This is a genomic window from Nonomuraea sp. 10N515B (genome assembly GCF_052245915.1).
Classification (GTDB): Bacteria; Actinomycetota; Actinomycetes; order Streptosporangiales; family Streptosporangiaceae; genus Nonomuraea.
In genome coordinates, this window is sequence record NZ_JBQQBQ010000055.1 from 21,968 (window position 1) to 46,195 (window position 24,228).

General features: G+C 70.8%; 22 protein-coding genes. 8 read left to right on the plus strand and 14 right to left on the minus strand.

The window, feature by feature from the left end; translation table 11 throughout:
- Positions 1–12: 12 nt before the first annotated feature.
- Complete coding sequence (locus tag ACTWQA_RS46125; RefSeq protein ID WP_443165202.1) at positions 13–1,167, plus strand: alpha/beta hydrolase family protein; 1,155 nt, start codon at positions 13–15, stop codon at positions 1,165–1,167.
- Here the strand turns inward: ACTWQA_RS46125 and ACTWQA_RS46130 are convergent.
- Entirely contained in the window at positions 1,122–2,366 is a 1,245-nt protein-coding gene (locus ACTWQA_RS46130) for an MFS transporter (protein ID WP_443165203.1), read from the minus strand. The two genes, ACTWQA_RS46125 and ACTWQA_RS46130, sit on opposite strands and share 46 nt — an antisense overlap.
- A 23-nt stretch (positions 2,367–2,389) precedes the next feature.
- Between ACTWQA_RS46130 and ACTWQA_RS46135 the strand changes: the two genes are divergently transcribed.
- The 3 genes from ACTWQA_RS46135 to mihF all read left to right on the plus strand — a co-directional run bounded on the left by ACTWQA_RS46135 (position 2,390) and on the right by mihF (position 4,654).
- Positions 2,390–3,733: an ROK family protein gene (locus ACTWQA_RS46135; protein ID WP_443165204.1), complete on the plus strand. Its 1,344-nt coding sequence runs from the start codon at positions 2,390–2,392 to the stop codon at positions 3,731–3,733.
- Positions 3,734–3,840: 107 nt separating this feature from the next.
- Positions 3,841–4,245 (plus strand): GlcG/HbpS family heme-binding protein, encoded by a 405-nt coding sequence (locus tag ACTWQA_RS46140; protein WP_443165205.1) that lies wholly within the window; start codon positions 3,841–3,843, stop codon positions 4,243–4,245.
- Between the two features lie 103 nt (positions 4,246–4,348).
- Complete coding sequence (gene mihF / locus ACTWQA_RS46145; protein WP_127934572.1) at positions 4,349–4,654, plus strand: integration host factor, actinobacterial type; 306 nt, start codon at positions 4,349–4,351, stop codon at positions 4,652–4,654.
- Positions 4,655–4,785: 131 nt separating this feature from the next.
- Here mihF and ACTWQA_RS46150 read toward each other — a convergent pair whose 3' ends face one another.
- Together ACTWQA_RS46150 and ACTWQA_RS46155 are read right to left on the minus strand one after the other, a co-directional pair.
- Entirely contained in the window at positions 4,786–5,433 is a 648-nt protein-coding gene (locus tag ACTWQA_RS46150) for a response regulator transcription factor (protein WP_327580585.1), read from the minus strand.
- Positions 5,424–6,671, minus strand: a complete 1,248-nt coding sequence (locus ACTWQA_RS46155; RefSeq protein ID WP_443165206.1) for a sensor histidine kinase — start codon at positions 6,669–6,671, stop codon at positions 5,424–5,426. Before ACTWQA_RS46155 ends, ACTWQA_RS46150 begins: the two co-directional genes overlap by 10 nt.
- 179 nt (positions 6,672–6,850) lie before the next feature.
- On the opposite strand from ACTWQA_RS46155, the gene ACTWQA_RS46160 reads away from it, so the two are divergent.
- Positions 6,851–8,116, plus strand: a complete 1,266-nt coding sequence (locus ACTWQA_RS46160; RefSeq protein ID WP_443165207.1) for an acyltransferase family protein — start codon at positions 6,851–6,853, stop codon at positions 8,114–8,116.
- Between the two features lie 36 nt (positions 8,117–8,152).
- Complete coding sequence (locus ACTWQA_RS46165; protein WP_443165232.1) at positions 8,153–10,660, plus strand: DEAD/DEAH box helicase; 2,508 nt, start codon at positions 8,153–8,155, stop codon at positions 10,658–10,660.
- Between the two features lie 130 nt (positions 10,661–10,790).
- Here ACTWQA_RS46165 and ACTWQA_RS46170 read toward each other — a convergent pair whose 3' ends face one another.
- Positions 10,791–11,354 (minus strand): hypothetical protein, encoded by a 564-nt coding sequence (locus ACTWQA_RS46170; RefSeq protein WP_443165208.1) that lies wholly within the window; start codon positions 11,352–11,354, stop codon positions 10,791–10,793.
- 8 nt (positions 11,355–11,362) lie between these two features.
- Here ACTWQA_RS46170 and ACTWQA_RS46175 point away from each other — a divergent pair, with 8 nt between their 5' ends.
- Positions 11,363–11,866: a DUF2087 domain-containing protein gene (locus tag ACTWQA_RS46175; RefSeq protein WP_443165209.1), complete on the plus strand. Its 504-nt coding sequence runs from the start codon at positions 11,363–11,365 to the stop codon at positions 11,864–11,866.
- Here ACTWQA_RS46175 and ACTWQA_RS46180 read toward each other — a convergent pair.
- Genes ACTWQA_RS46180 through ACTWQA_RS46210 form a run of 7 tightly spaced genes read right to left on the minus strand, consistent with a single transcriptional unit; the run spans position 11,863 to position 21,354 of the window.
- Entirely contained in the window at positions 11,863–13,455 is a 1,593-nt protein-coding gene (locus ACTWQA_RS46180) for a beta-N-acetylhexosaminidase (RefSeq protein ID WP_443165210.1), read from the minus strand. The genes ACTWQA_RS46175 and ACTWQA_RS46180 overlap by 4 nt on opposite strands.
- Positions 13,456–13,464: 9 nt before the next feature.
- Positions 13,465–15,414, minus strand: coding sequence for an NPCBM/NEW2 domain-containing protein (locus ACTWQA_RS46185; RefSeq protein WP_443165211.1), 1,950 nt, complete (start codon positions 15,412–15,414; stop codon positions 13,465–13,467).
- A 10-nt stretch (positions 15,415–15,424) separates the two neighbouring features.
- Positions 15,425–16,969, minus strand: a complete 1,545-nt coding sequence (locus tag ACTWQA_RS46190; RefSeq protein WP_443165212.1) for an alkaline phosphatase D family protein — start codon at positions 16,967–16,969, stop codon at positions 15,425–15,427.
- 9 nt (positions 16,970–16,978) lie between these two features.
- Complete coding sequence (locus ACTWQA_RS46195; RefSeq protein WP_443165213.1) at positions 16,979–18,283, minus strand: ABC transporter substrate-binding protein; 1,305 nt, start codon at positions 18,281–18,283, stop codon at positions 16,979–16,981.
- Positions 18,284–18,297: 14 nt separating this feature from the next.
- Positions 18,298–19,107 carry a carbohydrate ABC transporter permease gene (locus ACTWQA_RS46200; protein WP_327580576.1) on the minus strand — a complete coding sequence of 270 codons (810 nt, stop codon included), beginning with the start codon at positions 19,105–19,107 and terminating at the stop codon, positions 18,298–18,300.
- Positions 19,108–19,114: 7 nt separating this feature from the next.
- Positions 19,115–20,053: a carbohydrate ABC transporter permease gene (locus tag ACTWQA_RS46205; RefSeq protein WP_443165214.1), complete on the minus strand. Its 939-nt coding sequence runs from the start codon at positions 20,051–20,053 to the stop codon at positions 19,115–19,117.
- Positions 20,050–21,354 carry a glycoside hydrolase family 36 protein gene (locus ACTWQA_RS46210; protein ID WP_443165215.1) on the minus strand — a complete coding sequence of 435 codons (1,305 nt, stop codon included), beginning with the start codon at positions 21,352–21,354 and terminating at the stop codon, positions 20,050–20,052. Before ACTWQA_RS46210 ends, ACTWQA_RS46205 begins: the two co-directional genes overlap by 4 nt.
- A gap of 161 nt (positions 21,355–21,515) precedes the next feature.
- Here ACTWQA_RS46210 and ACTWQA_RS46215 point away from each other — a divergent pair, with 161 nt between their 5' ends.
- Positions 21,516–22,670, plus strand: a complete 1,155-nt coding sequence (locus ACTWQA_RS46215; protein WP_443165216.1) for an ROK family protein — start codon at positions 21,516–21,518, stop codon at positions 22,668–22,670.
- A 143-nt stretch (positions 22,671–22,813) separates the two neighbouring features.
- Here ACTWQA_RS46215 and ACTWQA_RS46220 read toward each other — a convergent pair whose 3' ends face one another.
- Genes ACTWQA_RS46220 through ACTWQA_RS46230 form a run of 3 tightly spaced genes read right to left on the minus strand, consistent with a single transcriptional unit; the run spans position 22,814 to position 24,199 of the window.
- On the minus strand, positions 22,814–23,047 hold the full coding sequence (locus ACTWQA_RS46220; RefSeq protein ID WP_443165217.1) for a hypothetical protein: 234 nt from the start codon (positions 23,045–23,047) through the stop codon (positions 22,814–22,816).
- Entirely contained in the window at positions 23,044–23,271 is a 228-nt protein-coding gene (locus tag ACTWQA_RS46225; protein ID WP_443165218.1) for a hypothetical protein, read from the minus strand. Before ACTWQA_RS46225 ends, ACTWQA_RS46220 begins: the two co-directional genes overlap by 4 nt.
- A gap of 25 nt (positions 23,272–23,296) precedes the next feature.
- Positions 23,297–24,199 (minus strand): helix-turn-helix domain-containing protein, encoded by a 903-nt coding sequence (locus ACTWQA_RS46230; protein WP_443165219.1) that lies wholly within the window; start codon positions 24,197–24,199, stop codon positions 23,297–23,299.
- Positions 24,200–24,228 lie beyond the last annotated feature (29 nt).

The window sequence follows — 24,228 nt, forward strand, 5'->3', positions numbered from 1 at the left end:
ATGGACCTCTCGATGAGACACCTCCTGGCAGTCGCCGCGGGACTGGCCGTCCTCGCCGCGTCCGCCTGCTCAGCGCCCACGCCGCCCCGGTCCGCCGCCCCGTCGCCCACGCCGGCCGGCCCCGCGACCCTGCCCGCCCCCACCGGCGCCCATCCGGTCGGCACCACCGCCCTGTATCTGAAGGACACCTCTCGCCCCGATCCGTGGAATCTCGACGTCGACGCCAGGGAGCTCAAGGTCACCCTGTGGTATCCGGCCAAGCAGCGGGACGGGGAGCGTGCGCCGTACATGACACCGAAGGAATCGCAGCTCGCCATGAGGCGCTATCGGGTCACGGGCGTCCCGGACGACACGCTGAGCAGGACACGCACGAACGCCATCAAAGACGCCGAACCCACGGGGCGGAAGCTTCCGCTGGTGGTGCTCTCCCCCGGCTTCACCAATCCGATGAGCACGCTCACGTCCCTGGCCGAGGATCTGGCCAGCCGCGGGTACGTCGTGGCCGGGATCGACCATACCTACGAGAGCTACGCCACGACCCTGGCCGACGGCCGGGTCGCGGAGTGCATCGCCTGCGACAGCGACACCGACCCGGGCTTCGGCACGGGGGTGGTCCAGGGCCGGGCGGCCGACGTCTCCTTCGTGCTCGACCAGCTGAGGACGAAGTGGGACGGTTCCGACCGGATCGACCGCTCCAGGATCGCGATGGTGGGCCAGTCGATCGGCGGGGCCAGCACGGTGGCGGCCATGGTGAAGGACTCCCGGGTGCGGGCCGGGATCGACATGGACGGCACCACCTACGCCCGGATCCCCAAGAGCGGGTTCTCCCGGCCGTTCATGTTCCTAGGTTCACCGCAACACGTCCCCGGAGGCCGCGACTCCACGTGGGACCGCGACTGGAAGCTGCTGACCGGGTGGAAGCGGTGGATCGTGCTGGCGGGCGCGGAACACCAGTCCTTCACCGACGGCCCGGTGGTGGGGGGCGCCCGCGGCATCAAGCCCCCCTACGGCGTTCTGGCCGCGGCGCGCGCCGCCGAGCTCACCCGCACCTACGTGGCGGCCTTCCTCGACCAGCACCTGAAGTCGCAGCGGCAGCCCCTCCTGGACAAGCCGTCACCGCGCTACCCCGAGGTCACGTTCTGCCCCGCGACCTGCGGTCGATCTTGAGCGGCCGGTGTCGAGTGGCGGAGCAGGGAGCGGATGGCGGGCATGCCGGCGAGTGTCACCACGGCGGCCAGCACCGCGGGGATGATGAGGGCGACCGGCAGCGACGACGCCTCGGCGACGTACCCCAGCACGGCGGGCCCCAGCAGCAGTCCCGAGTAACCGAAGGCCGTCACCATGGCCAGGGCACGCCCGACCCGGCCGCCGGCCGCGCCCACCGCGCTGAACAACACCGGCACCACGGTGGCCAACCCCACCCCGGCCAGCGCCCACCCGGTCCACGCGCACGCCACCCGCAGCGTCTCCCCGGCCAGCGGCGCGAGCAGGACGAGCACGTACCCGACGGTGGCGAACAGCCCGGCCAGCTGGATGGTGCGCACGGACCCGAGCCGGGCCCTGATCGGGTCCCCCAGCAGCCGTACGGTCGTCATGGCCACCGAGAAGATCGTGTACGCCAGTGGCGCCGCCGCCGGATCGGTATCCAGCACCCACCGAGCGTGCAGCGCCGCCCAGTCGATGGCCGCCCCTTCACTCAGATGCCCGGCGAAGGCCGCCAGCCCGAGCAGCGCGATCAGCCCCCACCGCAGCGAGGAGCCCTCCTGCGGGGCGCCGGACTCGGGCGAGGTGTGCTCCGGCGCGTCGGGGAGCAGCAGCCGCGCCGCGGGGAGGTACAGGAACGGCACCACCACTGCCGCCACGACCAACAACACCTGAGCATCCACTTCGGCCCGCAGGATCAGTGAGGTCAGCGCGCCCCCGGCGGCCCCGCCCAGGCTCCACGTCCCGTGGAAGGCGGAGATGATCGGCCGGCCGTAACGGCGCTCGACCTCGACGGAATGGGCGTTCATGGCGACCTCGGTCACCCCCAGCCCGATCCCGAACACGACCGCGAGCGCCGCCAGGGCCCCGTACGAGGACGCGAGCGCGGGCCCGAGCAGCACGAGGCCGGAGAAGGGCCCGGCGATCCAGCACACGCGCCGGCTCGACCACCGGTCCACCACCGGACCGGCCACCAGCATCGACACCAGCGCCCCGCCCGAGATCAGCAGCAGGACGCTGCCGAGCCGGGCGGGGCCGAGGTCGAGCCGGTCGTTCAGCGACGGCAACCCGGCCGCCCACAGGCCCATCACCAACCCGGCAAGGAAGAAGAACCCGAACACTCCGACACGGGCACGTCTGGCATCAATGAGGCTTTTGTTCACGGCTAGAGCATAAACTGTGTTTTGTGAATGGAGCTACGACCAGCGGCGAACTCCGCGCGCACAACCGCGTCAGGCTGCTGCGTGCCGTGCACGACTGCGGCGCCACCCGCACGAGGTCACAGCTGACCCGCGACCTGCGGCTGGCCCGCGGCACCGCCTCCGTGCTGGTGGCGGGTCTGGTGGAGGACGAACTGCTGCACGAGGAGCCTGCCCATGAGCATGCGCGGGGCCGGCCGACGCAGGTGCCGGGACCGCATCCCCGCGGCCCGATCGCGCTGGCCGCCGACGTGCGTGAGGACGCGTGGGAGCTGGCGGCCTGCGAGCTGGGCGGGCGCGTGACGGTCCTGGCCGTGCGCCCGCACGACGGCACGCCGGAGAACACGCTCGGGCACTTGGGCGCGGCCATCGACGCCGAGCGCGAGCGGCTCGGGCACCGGGTGATCGGGGTCGGGGTGGCGCTCGCGGGCCCGGTCCGCCACGGCGGCCTGGTGGACATCGCCCACCTGAGCTGGCGCTCGGTCGACGTCCCGCACCTGCTCGGCCTGGCCCCGCCCGCCGCCGCAGCGCAGGACCGGCCCGGCGGCGCGGCGAAAGGCGCGGCTGCCGCCGCAGGCCGAGCGGACACCGCAGGCCGAGCGGACACCGCAGGCCGAGCGGGCGCGGTGGTGCCGGTGGTCGTGGGTAACGACACCGCGTTCGCGGCGGTGGCCGAGGCGCGGCGCGGGCGGCTGCAGGGCGTGCGGACGGGGCTGCACCTGCACGTGGACTTCGACCTCGGCGGTGTGCTGGTCGTGGACGGCCGGCCCTTGGGCGGCGCGAGCGGCGCCGGCGCCGAGTTCGGGCATATGCCGCTCACCGGCGGCGACCGCCTCTGCATGTGCGGTGCGATCGGCTGCTGGGGCATGGACGTCGGCGCGAACGCCCTGCTGCGCCACGTCGGCCTGGCCCACGGCGGCGGCCGGGGCCGCGAGCAGGCCGAGCACGTGCTGGCCACGAGCGGCGAGGCGGTGGCCGCGAACGCCCGCGCCCTGGGCCGCGGCATCGCCGCCCTCGTCAACGCCCACGACCCCGAGGCGGTCACGCTGTCGGGCCACGGCGTCGAGCTGTACGAGCGGGCCGGGGACGCCCTCATGGCGGCCTGCGAGCCCGGCCTCATGGCGATCCGCCGCGATCACCCGCCGCACATCGAGGGCTCGGCCCTGGGCTGGCGCGGATCGCTGCTGGGCGCCATGGAGTCGGTCTTCGACGCGTTCCTCACCCCGGAAGGCCTCGACCGGTGGCGCGCAAGCCACCCTGACCAGGGCCGCGACACGCCCGACGGGCGAAATGTGATGAATTCCACGTTGCCAGGGGAAAGCCCGCCATAACACACCCGGTCACCCCCTCGCTGAGCGATCTTGCCGGGGCGTGGGGCGGGCCTGTACCCATGGAAGGGTCCGATGCGCGAAACAATCATGACCGAGGGACGAAACGCGTGAATCTTGAGCTCGCGCTCCGCATGACCGAGGCCGCCCTGAGGCAGGCGATCAGGGAGGGCGCGTCGATCTCCGTCGCGGTCGTGGACGAGGGCGGAAATCTGGTGTCTTTCCAGCGTATGGACGGTGCGGAGATCTCGGGACCGGCGCTCGCGGCGGGCAAGGCGTACACCTCGGTGGCCCTGCGCAGGGACACCGCCGACGTGGCCCGGCACCTCACCCGCGGAGGGGAGCTGGCAGGCCTGCCGCGCGAGCGATTTGTCGCCGTAGGAGGTGGCATCCCGCTGTGGGCGGACTACGGTGAGGGAGAACGTGTGGTCGGCGGCGTAGGAGTCAGCGGAGGCTCGGTCGCGCAGGACGTGGTGTGCGCCGAAGCGGCCGCGGTGGTGTGGCGGACACGGTGAGCGAGCGCTTTCCGCAACACACACCGCTGGTATCCGCCATGATTAGCCACTGCACCACGGGTAACAGAATCCCGATCGTAAACTCCCCGAGGAGAGAACAGAGATGGCACTTCCCACTCTCACCCCCGAGCAGCGGCAAGCGGCGCTGGCCAAGGCCGCCGAGGCCCGCGCCGCCCGCACGGCGCTGCTGGCGAAGGTCAAGGCCGGCGAGATGACGTTCTCGCAGCTGCTGGAGCGCGACGACGACATCGCGAAGAAGATCAAGGTGTCTCAGGCGCTGCGCGCGGTCAAGGGCGTCGGCCCGGCCAAGGCCACCGCGCTGATGGAGGAGGCGGGCGTCGACGAGAAGCGCCGCCTCGGCGGCCTGGGCGCCCAGCAGCGCAAGAAGCTGGTCGAGGCGCTCGGCTAATCCCCGGGCGGCCAGGTCCGCGCGCAGCGTCGCGCGGACCGGCCGGCGACCCCTCGGCACCAGGCAAGGAGGGGCCGGAGAGCGGCGAGCCGCCCCGCTCGTCCGGCGGGCCGAGCCGAGGGACCACCCTCTCAGGAACGCAGGTAGGTCAGGACGGCCAGAACCCGGCGATGCTGGTCTCCGTCCTCCGCGTAGAGACCGAGCTTGTTGAAGATGCTCCTGATGTGCTTCTCGACGGCTCCGTCACTGATCACGAGTTGCCGCCCGATGGCCGGATTGGACTTCCCCTCGGCCATCAGCCCCAGCACCTCGCGCTCGCGCGGCGTCAGCTGCGCCAACGGGTCGTCCTTGCGCCTGCGCACCATCAACTGGGACACCACCTGCGGGTCGAACACGGTCCCGCCCGCGGCCACCCGCCGCAGGCCCTCCAGGAACTCCTCGACGTCCACGACCCGATCCTTCAGCAGGTAGCCCACCGCGCCGCGGGCGTCGGCGAGCAGGTCGTCGGCATAGGAGACCTCGACGTACTGCGACAGGATCAGCACAGGCGCGCCCGGCACCCTGCGCCGCGCCTCGACCGCCGCCTTGAGCCCCTCGTCGGTGAACGACGGCGGCATCCGCACGTCGACCACCGACACGTCGGGCTTGTGCTCGGCGATCGCCGCGACGAGGCCGTCGCCGTCCCCGACGGTCGCGACCACCTCGCAGCCGAACTCCTCCAGGAGCCTGACCAGGCCCTCCCTGATCAGGACTGCGTCATCGGCCACGACTACCCGCACGGCACCTCCGCCACGATCAACGTCGGCCCGCCGTCCGGCGACTGCACGGTCAGCTCCCCGTCGACGGCGCGGAGCCGGTCGGCCAGCCCGGCGAGACCATGTCCCTTGGCGACGTGCGCGCCGCCGACCCCATCATCCCCGATCGTGAGCATGAGCACGTCGCCCAGGCGCTGCAGCCGCACGGTGCACATGGTCGCGCGGCTGTGTTTGGCCACGTTGGTGAGGGTCTCGGCGCAGACGAAGTAGATGGCGTTCTCGACCGCGGCCTGGTAGCGCTCGACGGTCTGCACGTCCAGATCGACGGGTACGGTGCACCGCCCGGCCAGGGCGGCGAGCGCGGGCGCGAGCCCGCGGTCGGACAGGATGGGCGGGGCGATGCCGCGGGAGAGCGCCCGCAGCTCGTCGAGCGTCTCGCGGGTGGCGCTGATCGCCGACTTGATCGTGGCCTGCGCGGCCTCGGGGTCCTTGGCCAGCTGCCGCTGCGCCCTGGACAGCTCCATGGCCAGCGACACCAGCCGCTGCTGCGGCCCGTCGTGGATGTCGCGCTCCAGCTTGCGCAGCGCGTTGGCCTCGGCGGACACGGCGGCGGCGCGGCCCTCGGCCAGGTCGTCGATGCGCTCCTGCAGCTCGGCCACCCCGGTCAGCAGTGCCCGCCCGAGCCCGGCCCTGATCAGCGCGGCCCCGCGCACCATGACCGGCATGAGCAGCGTGGAGACCAGGCCGATGGAGAGGTAGAAGACCGAGTTGACGACGTAGCCGTCGCCGAGACCGAGCAGTTCGGGCAGCTCGGTGTTGCCGGGGATCCGCATGGTGATGAACCCGTACAGCGGCCACGTCAGCCCGGCCAGAGGGATCGCCCAGAACACGACCGTGAGCACGAACGACAGGATCGCGAACGGGAAGTTCAGGATGCCGTGCAGCAGGTCGAGCCAGGACTGGCCGCTCGTCAGCGGGTTGATCAGCCGGCGGAAGCGGCCCGCGCCGGGCGGGGCGGGCTTGTAGCGCGGCCGGACGGGGGGCCGCTTGAGCACGTCGGACAGCCAGCCGCGCTCCGCGTCCGCGAAGCCGCGGGCGACCATCAGCGTGCCGGCCAGCAGCGGCACGCCGATCCACACGACCGCGGTGCCCACGCCGGCCGAGAAGCCGGCGATCATGAGGACGAATCCGATGACGGCCGTGGGAAAGCCGACCAGCGTGTAGCGGGTGTCGAGGAGGACACGCCTTGTCAGGGAGCGCATGACCTTCACGGTAGGGCTTCGCCTGGCACGTGACGAGAAGGCGGACCGGTGTGCGGGGGTGGTGCTGGCCCTACCCCGCCCGGTGGTGTGATCCGCCTGCGAGACGGCAGCTTGCGTCACTGTGCCGCGGCCTCTCCGGCGAGAGCCTTGAGCCATCCCCTCCCGAATCGAGGCTCCCCATGACCGTCCTGCTGGACCGCCCCGTAGCCGTAGCCGCGGAACCGCGCGCCAAGCCGGCCGCGACGCGGGACCCGTTCATCGATCTGCTGCGCGTGCTGGGCATGGCGCTCATCGTGTTCCAGCACTGGACGATTCCCGTGTTGTCCTATGACGGTGTCCGGCTGACCACGGGGAACGCGCTGGCGACCCCGGGCGTGTGGGTGGTGACCTGGCTCAGCCAGGTGATGCCGCTGGTGTTCTTCGCGGGTGGCGCGGCCAACGCGATCAGCTTCGGCCGCTCGGCCGCGGGCGCTCCGCTGTGGGTGTCGGCGCGGTTGCGGCGGCTGGTCTGGCCGCTGCTGCCGCTGGCGGCCGTGTGGATTCCGCTCCCCCACGTGCTGCTGACCTTGGGGGTGCCCGAGCAGCCGCTGGAGGTGGGGGCGCGGCTGACCGGCCAGCTGTTGTGGTTCCTCGCCGTCTACCTGATCGCCGTCGTGGCCACGCCGTACGCGCTGCGCCTGCACGAGCGGCACGGCTGGCGGGTGCCCGCGGTGCTGGCGGCCGGGGCGGTCGTGACGGACGTGGCACGGTTCTCGGCCGGGTTCGAGGCTGTGGGCTTCATGAACGTGGTGTTCGTGTGGCTGGCCGTGCACCAGCTGGGCTTCTTCTACGCCGACGGGCGGCTGCGCCATGCGTGGGCGCTGGCCGCGGGCGGGTTCGGGGCGGCGGCGCTGCTGGTGGCGTACGGGCCGTACCCGGGCAGCATGATCGGGCTGCCGGGGGCCGAGGTGTCGAACATGGCGCCGCCCACGCTGGCCATGCTGGCCGTGGGCGCCGGGCAGGTCGGCCTCGCCGTGCTGCTGCGGCCGTGGCTGGTACGGCTACGCACGCGCCGGCTGCTGGCCTGGGCGGGACCGCGCATCATGACGATGTACCTGTGGCACATGCCGGCCCTGTTCGCGGTGACCGGCGTGATCGTGGTGTTGCTGGGGATCGACACGCCGGCGCCGGGCAGCGCGTTCTGGTGGGCCGGGTGGCCGCTCTGGTTCGGGCTGTTGTGCCTGGTCATGTGGCCGCTGACGAAGGTGTTCGCCAGGTTCGAGACGCCGCCCGCGCTGCCGTACGGCATGAGTGGGTGGGGCGGCACGCTCGCGGCGGCGGCGCTGGCCGGCGGCGGGGTGCTGATGCTGACCGTCGGCGGTTTCGCGCCCGGCGGCGGCCCGTTCCTGGCCGTGCTGGCCGTGCTCGGCGGGCTTCTCATGACGGCCCCGCGGGCCGGAGTGTAAGGAGATGGGTTCGACCACCGAGGAAACTTCGGCAGGATAGAGAGCGTGACCCTACTCGTTGACCGCCTCCCCGAAGAGATCGATGCCGAGCCCGACGCCATTTTCGACGCGTTCGTCGCGTGGAACGCCGAGCGCGGGCTCACGCTCTATCCGGCCCAGGAGGAGGCGCTCATCGAGGTCGTCTCCGGCAGCAACCTGATCCTGGCCACGCCGACGGGGTCGGGCAAGTCGCTGGTCGCCGCGGGCGCCCACTTCGCGGCGCTGACGCGCGACCAGCGCACGTTCTACACCGCGCCGATCAAGGCGCTGGTGTCGGAGAAGTTCTTCGACCTGTGCGCGATCTTCGGCACGGAGAACGTCGGCATGATGACCGGTGACGCCAGCGTCAACCCGGGCGCGCCGATCATCTGCTGCACCGCCGAGATCCTGGCCAACGTGGCGCTGCGCGACGGCGCCGCCGCCGACATCGGCCAGGTCGTGATGGACGAGTTCCACTTCTACGCCGAGCCCGACCGCGGCTGGGCCTGGCAGGTGCCGCTGCTGGAGCTGCCGAACGTGCAGTTCATCCTCATGTCGGCGACGCTCGGCGACATGGCGATGTTCGAGCGGGACCTGACCCGGCGCACCGGCCGGGCGACGTCGGTGGTCAAGCACGCCGAGCGGCCTGTGCCGCTGGTCTACTCCTACCGGATGACCCCGCTGCACGAGACGCTGGAGGAGATGCTCAAGACCGGGCAGGCGCCGGTCTACGTCGTGCACTTCACCCAGGCCGCCGCCATGGAGCGGGCCCAGGCGCTGATGTCGATCAACATGGCGACGAAGGCCGAGAAAGAGGCGATCGCCACGATGATCGGCGGCTTCCGCTTCACGACCAGGTTCGGGCGGGCGCTGTCGCGGCTGGTCCGCCACGGCATCGGCGTGCACCACGCCGGCATGTTGCCGAAATACCGCCGCCTGGTGGAGCGGCTGGCGCAGGCGGGCCTGCTGAAGGTCATCTGCGGCACCGACACGCTGGGTGTCGGCGTCAACGTGCCGATCAGGACGGTGTTGTTCACGGCGCTGTCCAAATACGACGGCAACAAGGTGCGCCGGCTGCGCGCCCGCGAGTTCCACCAGATCGCCGGAAGGGCCGGCCGGGCCGGCTTCGACACGATCGGCTATGTGGCCTGCCAGGCCCCCGAGCACGACATCGAGAACGCCAAGGCCCTCGCCAAGATCGGCGACGATCCGAAGCGGCGGCGCGGCTACGCCCGCAAGAAGCCGCCGGAGGGTTTCGTCGGGTGGAGCGAGGACACGTTCCAGAAGTTGCAGGAGGCCGAGCCCGAGCCGCTCTCCTCGCGTTTCAAGGTCACCAATGCGATGTTGCTGGCGGTCATCAACCGGCCGGGCGATTGCTTCCAGGCGATGAAGCATCTGCTGACCGACAACCACGAGGACCGCAAGTGGCAGCGGCGGCACATCAGCCAGGCCATCGCCATCTACCGGTCGCTGCTGGCCGGCGGCATCGTCGAGCAGTTCCGCGAGCCCGACGAGCAGGGCCGCAGGGCCCGGCTGACGATCGATTTGCAGGAGGACTTCGCGCTCAACCAGGCGCTGTCGACGTTCGCGCTGGCGGCCTTCGACCTGCTGGATCGCGAGTCGCCGTCGTACGCGCTCGACATGGTCTCGATCGTGGAGTCCATCCTCGACGACCCGCGCCAGATCCTGTCGGCCCAGCTGAAGAAGGCCAGGGGCGAGGCGGTCGCGCAGATGAAGGCCGACGGCATCGAGTACGAGGAGCGGATGGAGCAGCTGGCGGAGGTCATGTACCCGATGCCGCTGGAGGACCTGCTGCTCGGCGCCTACGAGACCTACCGGCGCGGCCACCCGTGGGTCGGCGACTACACCGTCAGCCCGAAGTCGGTGATCCGCGACATGTACGAGCGGGCGATGACGTTCGGCGAATACATCCAGTTCTACGAGCTGGCCCGCTCCGAGGGCACGGTGCTGCGTTATCTGGCCGACGCCTACCGGACGCTGTCGCGCACGGTGCCCGAGCACCTCAAGACCGACGACCTGGTCGACCTGATCGAGTGGCTGGGCGAGCTGGTGCGGCAGGTCGACTCGTCGCTGATCGACGAGTGGGAGAAGCTGACCAACCCGGCCGAGGCGCTGGAGCAGCAGGAGCAGCTCGAGGCCAAGGTGCGCCCGGTCACGGCCAACCCGCGAGCCTTCCGCGTGCTGGTGCGCAACGCCATGTTCCGGCTGGTCGAGCTGTGTGCCCTGGAGAAGGAGGAGGAGCTGGAGGAGCTCGCTCCGGACGTGGACTGGAGCGCGGCGCTGGACGCCTACTACGCCGACCACGAGGAGATCTTCACCGATGCGGACGCGCGCGGGCCCGCGCTGCTGCGGATCGAGGAGGAGAGCGGGTTCTGGAAGCTACGCCAGACGATCAAGGACCCGGCCGGCGATGGGGACTGGGGCATCGACGCCCAGGTGGACCTGGCCGCGTCGGATGAGGAGGGCCGGGCCGTCCTGCACGTGCAGGGGCTCAACCGGCTCTAGGAGTGACAAGCCGTGTGCCGGAACGGACTGGCAAGGGCGCCCCGGCACACGCCTGTCGATTCATGGTCCTCCGCCTAACGTCGGCGTCGTGTCATGGCAATGTCCTAAGATCGAGACATTTTCCCCGGGATCAGCAGTCGGCGATGGCGCACACCTTGGCGAGCATGCGCTTGGCGTCCTTCGTCTGCTGGTTGAAGTCGGACGCGGCGGGCTTGCCCCACTCGCCGGACACCGTGTAAACGATCAGGGCGTTCGCGCGACGGGCGACGATGGCCCGCTCGCCGCCGACGGCCGCCTTCGCGCCCTGGTAGGCCTGGCCGATCACCTTCAGCGCCTTGTCGCCGAGGCTCACGCTCGTGGCGGAGTAGCGGTAGGCCTTGGTGCCGCAGGCCCGTACGGCGGCCTCCAGGTCCCGCAGGGCCTTGCCCGCGGCCACCTCCGACGCGTAGAGGATCACCTGCTCCGATTTGGCGTAGTCGGGCACGGCCGTGTAGGTCAGCGTCCTGGCCGCCGTGCGCCCGCTCTGGCCGAGCGCGCCCTTCTGGCACGGGTTGACGACTAACCTGGCCGGCTTCTTGCTGCTGGCGGACCAGCTGGTCTCCGGGTCGTCGTCCTTCTTCGCGGCGGCCTTCTCGTACAGGAGGAAATTGCTGGGGATGGCGACCGCGGCCGCCAGGATGAGTGCAGTGATCATGGGACAAAATGGTAAGGGTGAGCGACGAAGAGATCAGGCGCGTCCTTGGGCTGCTCTGCCAGGACGACACGTTGCGGGCCTTCGCCTCCTTGGTGCTCGGCGACGCCGAGGGGCTCTCCCCCAAGACGCTCGGGAAACTCGCCGCCGGCGGGCTGGCGGCGTGCGACGAGAGCGGCAAGTGGCGGGCCGCGCCCGAGCGATTCAGGGAGCTGCTGCGGGCGCGGGCCGAGCCGGCCGAGGAGCTGACCGCCGAGGAGCGGGTGTTGCGCACGTTCCTGGTGGACGGGCGGCTGACGACCCTGGCGATGCGGCGTGACAAGCGCCTCGTCGTGCTGCGCTACATCGCCATGGTGTTCGAGCCCGGGATGCGTTACCCCGAGAAGGACGTGAACGTGGCGCTGCGGGCCTTCCACGACGACTACGCGGCGCTGCGGCGGTATCTGGTGGACGAGGGGCTGCTGTCCAGGGAGGACAACGTCTACTGGCGCAGCGGCGGCCCCGTGCGTCTTTAGAGCGTGCGGAGGTTGCTGGTCCAGGCGTCGAGCTTGGCCCGCCACCGTTCCGGGTCCTCCGGCCGCCCCGGGACGCCCGGCCGCCGCTGCCAGGGCAGCGGACCCTCGGCGCGCCGGTACTCGACGCCGGCCGCCTCCAGGCGGGGCAAATGCGCGGCCAGCCGCTCGCGGAAGCCGGCCAGATCCCGTTCGGCGGGGCTCCACACGGTCTCGGCGAAGGCGGCGAGCCGGGGGAAGGCCATGTAGTCGACGTGCCGGCTGGAGTCGATCAGCTCGGTCCAGATCCCGCACTGGGCGCCGAGGACGCGCTCGGCGGCGGGGTCGCCGCGCAGCTCCTCGGGCACGGGCTCGAAGGCGTAGACGTCCTCCAGGGTCAGCACCGTCCCGAACGGGATCGGCTCCTCCTCCCCCGGCCCCTGCCGGTAGTCCAGGTAGAGGCTCGTGTTGGAGCAGTTGATCACGTCGTGGCCGCTCCTCGCGGCGGCCACCGCGCCGAGCTCGCCGCGCCAGGAGGCGACCACCGCGCCGGGCGCCAGGCCGCCCTCGAGGATCTCGTCCCAGCCGACCAGCCGGCGGCCGCGCGCGGTCAGGTAGTCGTCGAACCGGTGGACGAACCAGCTCTGCAGCTCCTCCTCGTCCCGCAGCCCCAGCTCGGCCATGCGCCGCTGCGCGGCCGGGCTGTCCCGCCACTGGTCCTTACGGCACTCGTCGCCGCCGAGCATCACGTACGGGCTCGGGAAGAGCTCCAGCACCTCGTCGAGCACGTTCTGGAAGAACGCGATCGTGGCGTCGTCGACGTTGAGCACGTTCACGCCGACGCCCCAGGTGGTGCGCACTTCCAGCGGCGTGCCGAGGTTGCCCAGCTCCGGGTAGGCGGCGATGGCGGCCTGCGTGTGCCCCGGCAGGTCGATCTCGGGGACGACCGTGACGTGCCGCCGCGCGGCGTAGGCGACGATCTCCCTGATGTCGTCCTGGGTGTAGTAGCCGCCGTGCGGGCGGCCGTCCATGGCGCCGTTCCAGCCGGTCTGGCTCTCCCTGCGCCATGCCCCGACCTCGGTCAGCCGGGGGTAACGCTTGATCTCGATCCGCCAGCCCTGGTCGTCGGTGAGGTGCAGGTGCAGCACGTTGAGCTTGTGCAGCGCCAGCAGGTCGATGAAGCGCAGCACGTCGTGCTTGGTCATGAAATGCCGGGCGACGTCGAGGAGGCAGCCGCGCCACGGGAAGCGCGGCGCGTCCTCGACGTACGTGCCGGGCACGGTGAACGGGCCGGTCGCGGCCTTCCTGAAGGCGGCGGGTGGCAGCAGCTGCCGGAACGTCTGCGCTCCGTAGAACGCCCCGGCGGGCCCGCCCGCGACGATCTCGACCCGTGGCCCGACGGTCAGCCGGTACGCCTCCGGCGGCAGGTCACCGAGCGTGAGTGTGATCGTCCCCGAACCGGGCAGCAGCTCGCCACCTGTGACAGGGCCGAGTTCGCCCCGCAGCCAGGCCGCCACCTCGGCGAGCGCCGGATCGGCGTTGAGCGTGGCCCGGCTGTCGAGGACGAACGAGCCCGGCCTGGACTCGTGCTGTACCGGCTTGGGAACGATCATCAACACTCCTTACTGACACGTGACGGTGGCGTCGGCGAAGTCGGCGTGGTCCGAGGTGGCGTTGTCGCCGCCGTTGGTCGCGACCAGCCGGATATATCGGGCACCTTCGATGGAGGCGGTCACCTTGCGGGCGGGCATCGCGCCGGTGAGCAGCCCCGAGTAAGCCACCCGCCCGCCGTCGGCCCACACCTCGAACCCGGCGGAGCCGGCCGCGCCGACCTCGTCGTCGATCCCGGCCTGGAACTCGACCGCCGAGCAGCGCCCGCCGGTGTAGTACTCGATCTCGGCCGGCGAGTGCGTGCCGAGACCCTTGGCGTACGTGACGCCCTCGATGGTGATCGGCCGGCCGTCGCCGGCCGCCCGCTCGCCGTTGCTGGTGTCCTTCTCGACCGGGCCGAAGTAGTTCTTGACGCTGGTCCAGGCCAGGTCGCTCAGGTACGTCCGCCCCGCCCCAGGTGACTTGGCGACGGTCACGACGGCGGTCGCGCTCTGGCCGCCCATCGAGAAGGTGAGGTCGTGGTTCTGGAGCGCGGCGTCGGCCGGCGGGGTGACCGCCCACGTCACGGTGAACGTCTCCCCGCCGTCGAGCCGGCTCGTCCTGGCCGGTGTGCGGGCGGTGACCTGCCATCCGGGCGGTGCGGCGGCCGTGACCTCGACGTCGCGCAGCCGCGCGGTGGCTCCGGTGTTCGTGACCCGGGTGACGATCTCGCCGGTGCGGCCGGGCTCCAGCACCGACGGCCGGTCCGCGCCGAGGAAGGCAGGCGGGTCGGCCTCGAACGTCACCAGCGGCGGCGCCTGCTCGCGGCTCTCGCTCACCCGGTAGAGCAGGGCCGCGTGCGCGGGCACCTGGGCCGCGAGCTCGCCCGCCGACGAGGTGACTCCGCCGCTTGCTGGGTCGGTCCACAACTCCTCGACCCGGTAACGGGAGGCGCCGAGCCGGGTGGAGATCGTGGCCGCGCGGTCGCTCTCGTTGAACAGCGCGATCGCCCGGTCACCGCCGGCCAAGGGCTTGGACACCACGTGGTACCAGCCGTCGCTCTTCACGAGCCGGCCGTGGGCGCCGAGCGTGTCCTGGTCGACGGCTATCACCTTGGGGTTGCCGACGATCGCGGGCGGCGCCTTGGCCGGGTCGGCCTGCAGGATGAGCGGGGCCGCGCCCATGGCCCAGAGCGTGACCTGGGTGCGGTATTCGGTGTTGGTCATCCCGCCGCGCCCCGCCTGAAGGAGGTCGGGGTCTGCCCAGCTGCCGGGGCCCGCGTACTCGGCCCTGAGCTGGTTGAACTCCCAGATGTCGACCATGGTGGCGTACGCGTCGGCGATCGGCCGGTTGTAGACGTTCGTGCGCCAGGTGGTGGCGCCCGCGTCCTTGCCCCAGAGCCACGGGACGGTGCTGCCGTCCTCGTTGTTCATGGCGAACACGACGTCGCCGCCGAGGGCCTGGCGCATGCGCGGGTAGAGGGTCTGGCCGATCTGCTGGACGTTCTGGCCGGGGAAGTCGCCCGTGGGGATGTTGCACCAGTCGTACTTGACGTAGTCGACGCCCCACTCCTTGACCTGGGCGGCGTCGGCGGCCTCGCTCTTGTACGAGCCGGGGCCGCCGCCGGCGCAGGCCTTGGTGCCGGCCGACAGGCTGAGGCCGAGCTTCAGGCCCTTGCCATGCACGTAGCCGGCGAGCGCTGTGACGCCGCCGGGGAAACGGGCGGGATCGGGGGCGAGGGCGCCGGCCGCCCGCTGGGGCGCGAGCCAGCAGTCGTCGATGATGACGTACCGGTAGCCGAGCGGGGCGAGCGGGGCGAGGGCGTCGGCGGCTTGCCGTACCGACGCGTCGGAGACCGAGCAGCCGAGCGAGCGGCTGCTCCAGCCCATCGGCGGTCCGGACACGGCGTCGGCGGCGCTGGATAACGGGACGAAGGGCAGGGCGAGGAGGGCCGCCGCGGTGGCGGCCGTGATCGTACGCATGGGAGTCCTGTCAGGCGGGGTTGAGTCGGGGGTTGCCCGGCTCGATGACGAACGAGCCGGAGGTGTAGGCCGGGGCATACGGCTCGGTGATGCGCGACAGCGAGCGGAAGTCCACCTTCATCTCCCGCTGGGTGATCCTGGTCCTGACGTAGCCGCGGCGGCCGTTGAAGAACTTCACGTGCGGGTTCTCATCCAGCAGGACCTGCGTGTTGGGGTATTCGTCCAGGCCGTTGCCCGCGCTCGTCACCGACGTCGTCACCAGTTCGACGGCGACGGACTTCGACTCCGGATCCTGATGGTCGCGTTTGATCTCGCCGGCCCAGTGGGAGTGCACGTCGCCGGTCAGCACGACCGCATTCCGCTTGTAGGCGTCGAAGGCGGCGGTCAGGCGGTTGCGGGAGGCCACGTAGCCGTCCCAGCCCTCGTTCGAGTAGCCCTTGCCGGGGCCGTTGGCCCAATCCATCTCCATGAAGAAGACCTGCTGGCCGAGCAGGTCCCAAGTGGCGCGCGAACCTTTCAGCTCGCCGTCCAGCCAGGCCTCCTGGTCGCGGCCGAGCAACGTCCGGTTGGGCGCGAAACGGTCCAGGCAGTCGGGGCCGACCGTGCCGCTCCTGCCGGTGCAGGCATACAGGTCGCGGTACTGGCGGGTGTCGAGCAGGTGCAGGTTGGCGACCGCGCCCCAGCGGATGCTGCGGTAGAGCTTGAGCGCCGCCCCGTCGGGCTTCTGGGCGCGGCGCAGCGGCATGTTCTCGTAGTACGCCTGGAAGGCGTCGGCCCGGCGCTTGAGGAACGGCGGGTCCGGCTGCTCGGGCACGTCGCCGGCCCAGGCGTTCTCGATGTCGTGGTCGTCCCACACCACGACCCACGGCGCGATGGCGTGCGCCAGCTGCGACTCGGGGTCGGCTTTGTGCTGGGCGTGGCGCACCCGGTATCCGGCCAGGTCGAGGCACTCGCCGCCGGCCTGATCCCGGACCGGGTACTTGTAGTCGCCGTACTCGTAGATGTAGTCGCCGAGGAAGGCGATCAGGTCGGGCTGGTCCTCGGCCATCCGGCGGTACGGGGTGAACCAGCCGGCCTGGTAGTCGGCGCACGAGGTGAACGACAGGTTCAGCGGCCGGCTGCGGGTTCCGGGGGCGGGGGCGGTGAGGGTGCGGCCGACCGGGCTGAGCTCGTTCCCGGCCTTGAAACGGTAGAAGTACTCGGCGCCCGGGCCGAGACCGTCGAGCTCGACGTGCACGCTGTGGGCGGCGTCGGGGCGGGCGACTTCGGCGCCGCGGCGCATGACATGCCGGAAATTTTCGTCTTTGGCGAGCTCCCATTGGACGGGGATCGGGCGGCTCGGCATGCCGCCGAGGCCGTCGAGGGCGATCGGGTCCATGGCGAGCCGCGTCCACAGGACGACGCCGTCGGGTGTCGGCTCGCCCGAGGCGACACCGAGCTGGAAAGGGTCGGACAGAGGGGCACGGCGGGCGGCCGCGCGCACGGGTGGGGTGCCCAGTGCGGCGGAAAGGCCCAGGCTCGCGCCCCCGGCGAAGAGCGAACGCCGGGTGATCAATGGGGGTCCTTACTCGAGGGTGGCGTTACCTGCGGCGACAGCCTGATCTGCGGCTTCTTGCGGAGAGAGATTGCCGAGGTACATCTCGTTGAAGATCTGGTTAAGCTTCGTCTCGAAGCCCGTGAAGCCGGTGGTGATCGGCAGCGGGAAGGTGGAGCCCTCCGCCTCCTCGACGAACGGCGAGACGTCGACCTTCTTGGCCTTCCAGTAGTCGACGTAGCCCTGGGCGAGGCCGTTGAGCGCGGGGAAGACGTAGCCGCCGTCGGCCATGAGCTTCTGCGGCTCCTGGGTGCCGAGGTAGGCGGCCAGCTTCATGGCCTCCTGCGGGTGCTCGCTCTTGGCGTAGACGGCCTCGGCCAGGCCGTTGAGGTTGACGGAGCGGCCGGCCGGGCCCTCCGGCATGAGCGCGACGCCCACCTCGAACGTCGCCTCAGGGGCCACGAACGGCAGCAGCGCGTTGTTGGCGGGGAACATCGCGATCTGACCCGCCTTGAACATATCGGTGATCTTGCCGGTGGGCGGGTTCGTCTGGGTGGCCGGCGGGGCCACGTGGTGCTTGTTGACCAGGTCCACGCCGAACTGCAGCGCCTGCACCGAGGCGGCGTCGTTGAAGACGTACTTGCCGAAAGGCTTGTCGACGAGCTTGCCGCCGTTGGAGCTGACCCAGTTCATCCACTGCGTCTGGTAGTGGTTCCAGGAGGCGAAGCCGTACGTCTTGACCTTGGCGGGGTCGAAGCCCGCCTCGCCGGGGTGTTTGCCGGCCTCGTCCACGGTGAGCTTGCGTGCCGTGTCGAGCAGGGTGCCGGTGCCGTCGGCCGTCCAGGTGAGCTTGTCCGGCATCTCCACTCCGGCCTGCTCGAACAGGTCCTTGTTGTAGAGCAGGCCGACGACCCCCCAGTCCTTGGGGACGCCGTACAGCTTGCCCTCGTAGGTGAACGACCCGACGACGGTCTGGTGGTACTTCGCCGTGTCCACCTGGACCGGCGACAGCACGCCCTTGGTGACGAACTCGGGGAACTGGGTGGGCGTCATCCAGAACACGTCCGGCGCGGTGCCGGCGACCACGTCGGCGGTGAGCTTCGTCCAGTACTGGTCGTACGGCAGCAGTTCGATGGTGACGTCGATGCCGGGGTTGGCCTTCTCGAAGGCCGCCATGACCTTCTCGTAGCCTGCCTTCTGCTGGTCGTCCCAGAGCCGGTACGTCAACGTGACCTTGTCCGCGCCGCTTCCTTCTCCTGAGGAGCAGCCGGCGAGAGTGAGCATGGCGGCGCTGAGGAGCGCCCCGGCCCAGCGAATCCGGGGGGATTTCAACATTCGCTGACCTCTTCTTATTTGAGGCCTGTGAGGACCACAGACCGGACGATGTGCTTCTGGAAGAAGATGAAGACGGCCACCATCGGCGCGAGCGCGATCAGGCTGCCGGCCATCATGAGGTGGTAGTCGACGCCGATGCCGTCCTTGAGCGTGGCGATCGCGACAGTGATCACCCTGGTGTCGTCGCCGCTCGTGATGATCAGCGGCCAGAGGAAACTGTTCCAGGACGAGATCACCGTGATGATCGCCAGCGTGCCGAGCGCGGGCCGGCAGAGCGGCAGCAGGACGCGGAGCAGGATCGTCATCGGTCCCGCCCCGTCGATCCTGGCCGCCTCCTCCAGCCCGGCGGGCAGGCTCTTGAAGAACTGCCGCATGAGGAAGATTCCGTACGGGGTGCCGAGGATGTACGGGGCGAGCAGGCCGTACCAGGTGTTGACCAGGTCCAGTTCCCGCATGATGAGGAACAGCGGGATCATGGTGACGGCGCTCGGCACCATCATCGTGGCCACGTACAGCCAGAACAGGACGTCCCTGCCCTTGAACCGCAGCCGGGCGAACGCGTACGCGGCGAACGTCGTGAACACCAGCTGCCCGGCCGTCAGCAGCGCCGTCATCACGGCCGTGTTGAGCACGTAGCGGGGGAAGTCCCCACCGAGCATCTTGGCCAGGTTGTCCGTGGTCGGCGGCAACCCGGGCAGCCAGGGCGGGGTGGAGCTCAGCTGCGCCTGCGTCTTGAGTGCGGTCAGCACCACCAGCAGGTACGGGAAGACCGAGATGAAGGCGCCGGCCACGAGCGCGGCGTACAGCAGGATTCGCTTGGGCATGGGTCACTCAGCTCAGGTCGTAGGTGGTGCGCTTGCCGAAGAACCTGACCTGCGCCAGCGTCACCAGGAGGATGACCGCGAACAGCAGGGCGGACAGTGTGGCCGCGTAGCCGAAGTCGAACTCCTTGAACGCGGTCTGGAAGATCCGGAAGTTCAGCACCTCGGTGCTGCCGCTCGGCCCGCCGTCCGTCATCGCGTACACCGTGTCGAACACCTGGAAGGCGCCGATGAGGTTGGTCACCGTGACGAAGAACATCGTGGGGTTGAGCAGCGGCAGCGTCACCCGCCAGAACCGCTGCGCAGCGGTGGCGCCGTCGGTGGCGGCCGCGTCGTGCAGCTCTTGCGGGATGCCCTGCAGCCCGGCGAGGAAGAAGAGCATGTTGTAGCCGGTGTGCTGCCAGACGCTGACCAGGGCGACGGCGGGTAGCGCCCAGTCGGGATCGGACAGCCAGTCGGGGCCGGTGATGCCGACGAGGGCCAGGGCGCTGTTGAGCGCGCCGTCACGCGGGTCGAAGATCCAGTTCCAGATGAGGGCGAGGACGATGGGCGTGGCCATCCACGGGATGACGAAGAGCGACCGGTATAACCTGACGCCTTTCACGCGCTGGTTGAGCAGCATGGCCAGGGCAAGGGCGAGGACGGTCTGGAGCGGGATGCAGAGCAGGACGTAGCCGGCCGTGACCCCGAGCGAGTGCCAGGTCTCGCCGTCGGCTGCCAGGCGGTGGTAGTTGTCCAGGCCGACGAACTCGGGCGCGGACAGCAACTCCCAGTCGAACAGGCTCAGGACGAGGACGATCACCATGGGGAGCAGCAGGAACGCCAGGACGCCTAAGAGGCTCGGCGCGATGAAGAGGTAGGCGTGCCACCCGCTCCCCCATCGCCTTCCGCCCGCTCGGCCGCGCACGGCCCGCAACGGGAGACGGGCGCCGGCGGCTCGGCCGGTCACGACGGGTCCGTGGCGGTCGGGACCATCAGCCGGCGGGTCGTCTCCAGGCCCCACTCGTCCAGCGCCGCGATCGGGTCGCTCGCCCCGCGCAGCCCTCCCGTCCCGGCGATGTGCGCCGCCCATTGCTCCCTGGCCTCGACCCCGGGCCGCAGGATGATGCAGTCGGGATCGTTCACCCACCACCGGGCGTGCAGGAACTCCCTGGCGGCCCCCGTGAGCCGGGCCCCGAGCTGCGACGGCTGGCTGATGTCCCCGGACCTGGGCAGCAGCGTCGGCGCGATGTCCGGGCTGACCCGCATGATGTCGACCAGCCCGATGCTGGGCAGCATCGGCGCGCCGCACCCGTGCAAGGTGGCCTCGGCGCCGCCGCCTTCGCGGATCAGCTCCAGCCCGCGCCGGTACGCGGCGATCGGGTCCAGGTCGTCGTGCCGCCCGCCTGCCAGCGCCCCCGCGTACAGGTAGTCGAGCTTGAAGTGGGTGATCCCCATGGCGCGGAACGTTCGGAAGACGGTCACCAGGTGCTCGGCCGCTCCCGGGTGGGTGACGTCGAGCACGGCCAGGTCCTGGTTCCACATACGGCCGGCGTAGGCCCCGTCGACCAGCCACTCGGGGTGCTCGCGGAAGACCCGGCTCCGGTGGCCGACCAGGAACGGCGCGGTCCAGATCCCGGCCCGCCGGCCTGTGGCCGTGACGGCGTCCACGGCCCGCTCCAGCGATCCGAACCCGGGCCGCCCTTCCAGCCAGTCGCCGATCTCGGCCTCGTACCCGTCGTCGATGAGGAACATGTCGGCGGGCAGCCCGTGCCGGGAGGCGAGCTCCAGGTTCTCGATGACGTCGGCGTCGGTGACCTTGTCCCAGTAGCCGTACCAGGTGCACCACATGGGCGGGACCGCGGCGAACGTCCTGGGCTCCGCCATGGTGTCCGCCCAGTCGCGCAGCGCTTGGGCCAGGCCGCCCTCGGCGCGGTGGTGGCGTACCGGACCGTCGGCGGAGATCACCAGCCGACCGGGCCCCGCCTCTCGCGCCCTGATCGACGGCACCTGGGGCGGGCCCGGCGCCGACCAGAGCTCCACGGAACCGTCCCCCGGCTCGACCGCCAGCAAGCCCTCCCCCTGGAACACCCCCTCGGGGACCGGGGTCTCGGGGCGGTAGCAGAGGACCTGGATCGTCTCGCCGGCGGGCCGAGGCGGAGCGTCGTCCAGGCCGTAGGCGCCCGTGGGGCTCCACGACTGCCAGCCGTGCTCGAACACCCGCGCCCGGCCGGGAACGCACGTGATCTCGCCGATGTCCGCGAACGACATCAGTCCTCATTCCTCTCAACTTACGTAGGAGCCCTTCATTAGTAGCACCGGGCTCGCTAGAGGGTCAACGGCCGATTTTCTGCGCAGGGACGGGACATGTACACCGGTCGAGCACTGGCATAATCTCTGGTTACAGAGGAGAACTACATTAAGGACGGCGGATGGCGGACCTACGCGGCGGCGACCTGTCACGGCTGCGGCAGCTCAACTCGCTGACCGCCATCCGGGCACTACGCAGGGCGGGGCCGCTCACCCTGTCGGCGCTCGCCGAACGCACCGGCCTGTCGCGGCCGTCCATGAAAGAGGTCACGGACGAGCTCATGTCCTTGGGCTGGGTGGAGGAGGTGTCACCGAGCCCGGGCACGATGGGCCGGCCCGCCCGCCGCTACCGCTTCCGCGCCGACAGCGGCTACCTGGTCGGCGTCGACATAGGAGGTCACAACATCCGCGCCGCCCTGTCCGACCTCGACGGCGAGATCCTTGCCGAGACCCGGCAGCCGGTGCTGCCCGACGCCCCGCTCGACGAGCGGCTGGCCGCGATCGACCGAGCGGTCAGCGGGTGTCTGGCGCTCAGCCGTACGACGGTCGCGGACCTGTGGAGCATCGCGGTCGGCACGATCGGCGTGATCGACGTCGAGGGGCGCGTGATCTATTCGGCCGCCGTGCCCGCCTGGCGGGACCTGGACCTGGCGGGCAAGCTGCGCGAGATGTTCCCCTGCCAGGTGCTCATCGAGAACGACAGCCGCCTGGCCGCCATGGCCGAAGCCCGCCGCGGCGTCGCCCGGGGAACCAGGGACGTGGTGTTCCTGCACGTCGGCCGGCGTATGGGCGCCGGGCTGATCATCGGCGGAAAGGTGCACAGGGGCTTCGGCGCGGCCGCCGGCGAGATCTCCATGCTGCCCGAGGCCCGCTGGTTCGACGCGCCCGAGCACCTGAACACCTGCGCGTGCGTACCCGAAGGAACACCGCCCGAAGACGCCGCCGGCTTCACCCTGGCCGCCGCCAGGAACGGCGACCCGGTCGCCATCGAGGCCGTCGAACGGTACGTCGACGACCTCGCGGTGGGGACGGCCGCGATGGTCCTCATCCTGGACCCGCAGATGGTGGTGCTGGGCGGCGGATTCTCACGGTCGTCCGACGTGCTGCTCGATCGCCTTCGGGACCGGCTGGAGCGGGTGTGCATGCGCATGCCGGAGGTGCGGGCGTCCACGCTGGGCGACGAGTGCGTGGTGGTCGGCGCCATCGACTACGCCGTGGACCACCTGGACGACCAGCTCTTCACCCCCGACAAGGGCCCCCTCCCCCTCACCCGCTGACTGCCTCACAGGAACACAAGAAGCCCCAGCTCGCGGCACAGGCCACGACCTCGGGCTGGGCTGGGGGTCAGCTCAGGTCTGCGGCAGCACCAGCACCTGGGCGTTGTGCAGTCTCCGCGAGCCTCCATGCGCCGGGAGCCGCTTCACATCGCAGGTGGCCAGCGGCATGTCCAGTGTCTCGGCAAGTCCTCCCGTGCTTCCTCTGCGGTCTCCTCGTCGATCTTCTTCGCGAGCAGGAGCTGGCGCAGCCCGTTATTGAACTCGGAGTTCAGCAGGTAGGGCGCATGAAAAACGGTGCGGTCCATGATGGAGAGCAGATCCTCGTGCGGTTCGCTGGCGGTGAGTGCTTCCAGCAGCAGCGAGTTGTCTACGATCACTCGTGATCGAGTCCCTCCCGCTGGGAGTGGACGACGTCCAAGATGTCCTCGCGGGAAGGCGTCACCGCGCCTCGAGCGCGTCTGCCCGCGGCCCGCTGCCGAAGCTTGGCGGCCATGCCGGAACTGCCCTTGCGGCGCAGCGTCACGCTCTCGGTGAGCAACTTGCCAGCGTAGGCGGACAGCGACATGCGCGCCTCGGCGGCCTGCTGCTTGAGCGCTAGCACAATGCGACGGTGCGTTGGGCCTGAATCAGGGTTGGGGCCGGAGGCGGGCGCGGTAGTCGCGGGGCGGGAGCCCGTACTCGCGTTTGAAGGCGCGGCTGAAGTGGAACGGGCTGACGAACCCCGACGCCGCCGCCACCTGCCCGACGTCCAGGTCGGTCACCTCCAGCAGCCCGGCCGCGTGCCGTACCCGCGCCTGCCGGACGGCCTGCATCGGGGTGCGGCCGGTCTGGGCCGTGAACAGGTGGGCCAGCCGGGAGGGCGAGAGCGCGACCCCGCGGGCGAGCGAGGCGACCGAGTGCGGGGCGCCCGGCTCGGCGGCGATGATCGCCAGCACGCGCCGCACCCGTTCGTCCCCTTCCTCGGACTGCCGCGCCCCCTCGGGCCGCGCCGAGGCGGTGGCCAGCACCAACGCCTCCTCGACAGCGCCCAGCACCAGTTCGCGCGCCGGGCCACCCACGACGACCGCAGGCACCGGCTCGCCACCACGCCCCAGCGCCTGCTCACCCCCGTGCCCCGGCGGCACCCACCTGGCATCGCGAAGCGCCCGCCCGAACGCCAGGTCAATCCGTTCGTGCAGCTCCCCCGGCACCCGCGGGACGACGTGACACCCGCCGCCCCGCCCGTACGGCCCCAGCCACGCCGCCCACGACGCGCGCGGCTGGAAGTGCACCCACCAGAACCGCCACCGCGAGGCCCCCGGCGCCACTTGGTAGTTCTGCACGACCCCCGACCCGAGTACCACCAGATCGCCCGCCCGCACCTCGAACGCCGCCCCGCCCTGCGCGACCAGCCCCGCGCCCGCCTGCGTCCACATCAGCAGCCAGCTGGGCGACCCCGCGGGCCGCCGCGTCCCATATCCCGGGAGCTTGTCGTAGTGGCCCACGATCATCAACTCGGCAGCAGGAACGGACAAGTCCTTAGCAATCACAGGCATACCGTTACCCGATCCGGGTCCTT

What these genes read in the sequence shown, in the direction of transcription:
- ACTWQA_RS46200 (WP_327580576.1), bottom strand. Translation starts at nt 19,107, where the DNA reads ATGCCCAAGCGAATCCTGCTGTACGCCGCGCTCGTGGCCGGCGCCTTC.
- ACTWQA_RS46170 (WP_443165208.1), bottom strand. Translation starts at nt 11,354, where the DNA reads ATGATCACTGCACTCATCCTGGCGGCCGCGGTCGCCATCCCCAGCAAT.
- ACTWQA_RS46160 (WP_443165207.1), top strand. Translation starts at nt 6,851, where the DNA reads ATGACCGTCCTGCTGGACCGCCCCGTAGCCGTAGCCGCGGAACCGCGC.
- ACTWQA_RS46210 (WP_443165215.1), bottom strand. Translation starts at nt 21,354, where the DNA reads ATGTCGTTCGCGGACATCGGCGAGATCACGTGCGTTCCCGGCCGGGCG.
- mihF (WP_127934572.1), top strand. Translation starts at nt 4,349, where the DNA reads ATGGCACTTCCCACTCTCACCCCCGAGCAGCGGCAAGCGGCGCTGGCC.
- ACTWQA_RS46185 (WP_443165211.1), bottom strand. Translation starts at nt 15,414, where the DNA reads ATGCGTACGATCACGGCCGCCACCGCGGCGGCCCTCCTCGCCCTGCCC.
- ACTWQA_RS46215 (WP_443165216.1), top strand. Translation starts at nt 21,516, where the DNA reads ATGGCGGACCTACGCGGCGGCGACCTGTCACGGCTGCGGCAGCTCAAC.
- ACTWQA_RS46125 (WP_443165202.1), top strand. Translation starts at nt 13, where the DNA reads ATGAGACACCTCCTGGCAGTCGCCGCGGGACTGGCCGTCCTCGCCGCG.
- ACTWQA_RS46180 (WP_443165210.1), bottom strand. Translation starts at nt 13,455, where the DNA reads ATGATCGTTCCCAAGCCGGTACAGCACGAGTCCAGGCCGGGCTCGTTC.
- ACTWQA_RS46155 (WP_443165206.1), bottom strand. Translation starts at nt 6,671, where the DNA reads ATGCGCTCCCTGACAAGGCGTGTCCTCCTCGACACCCGCTACACGCTG.
- ACTWQA_RS46195 (WP_443165213.1), bottom strand. Translation starts at nt 18,283, where the DNA reads ATGTTGAAATCCCCCCGGATTCGCTGGGCCGGGGCGCTCCTCAGCGCC.
- ACTWQA_RS46175 (WP_443165209.1), top strand. Translation starts at nt 11,363, where the DNA reads ATGGTAAGGGTGAGCGACGAAGAGATCAGGCGCGTCCTTGGGCTGCTC.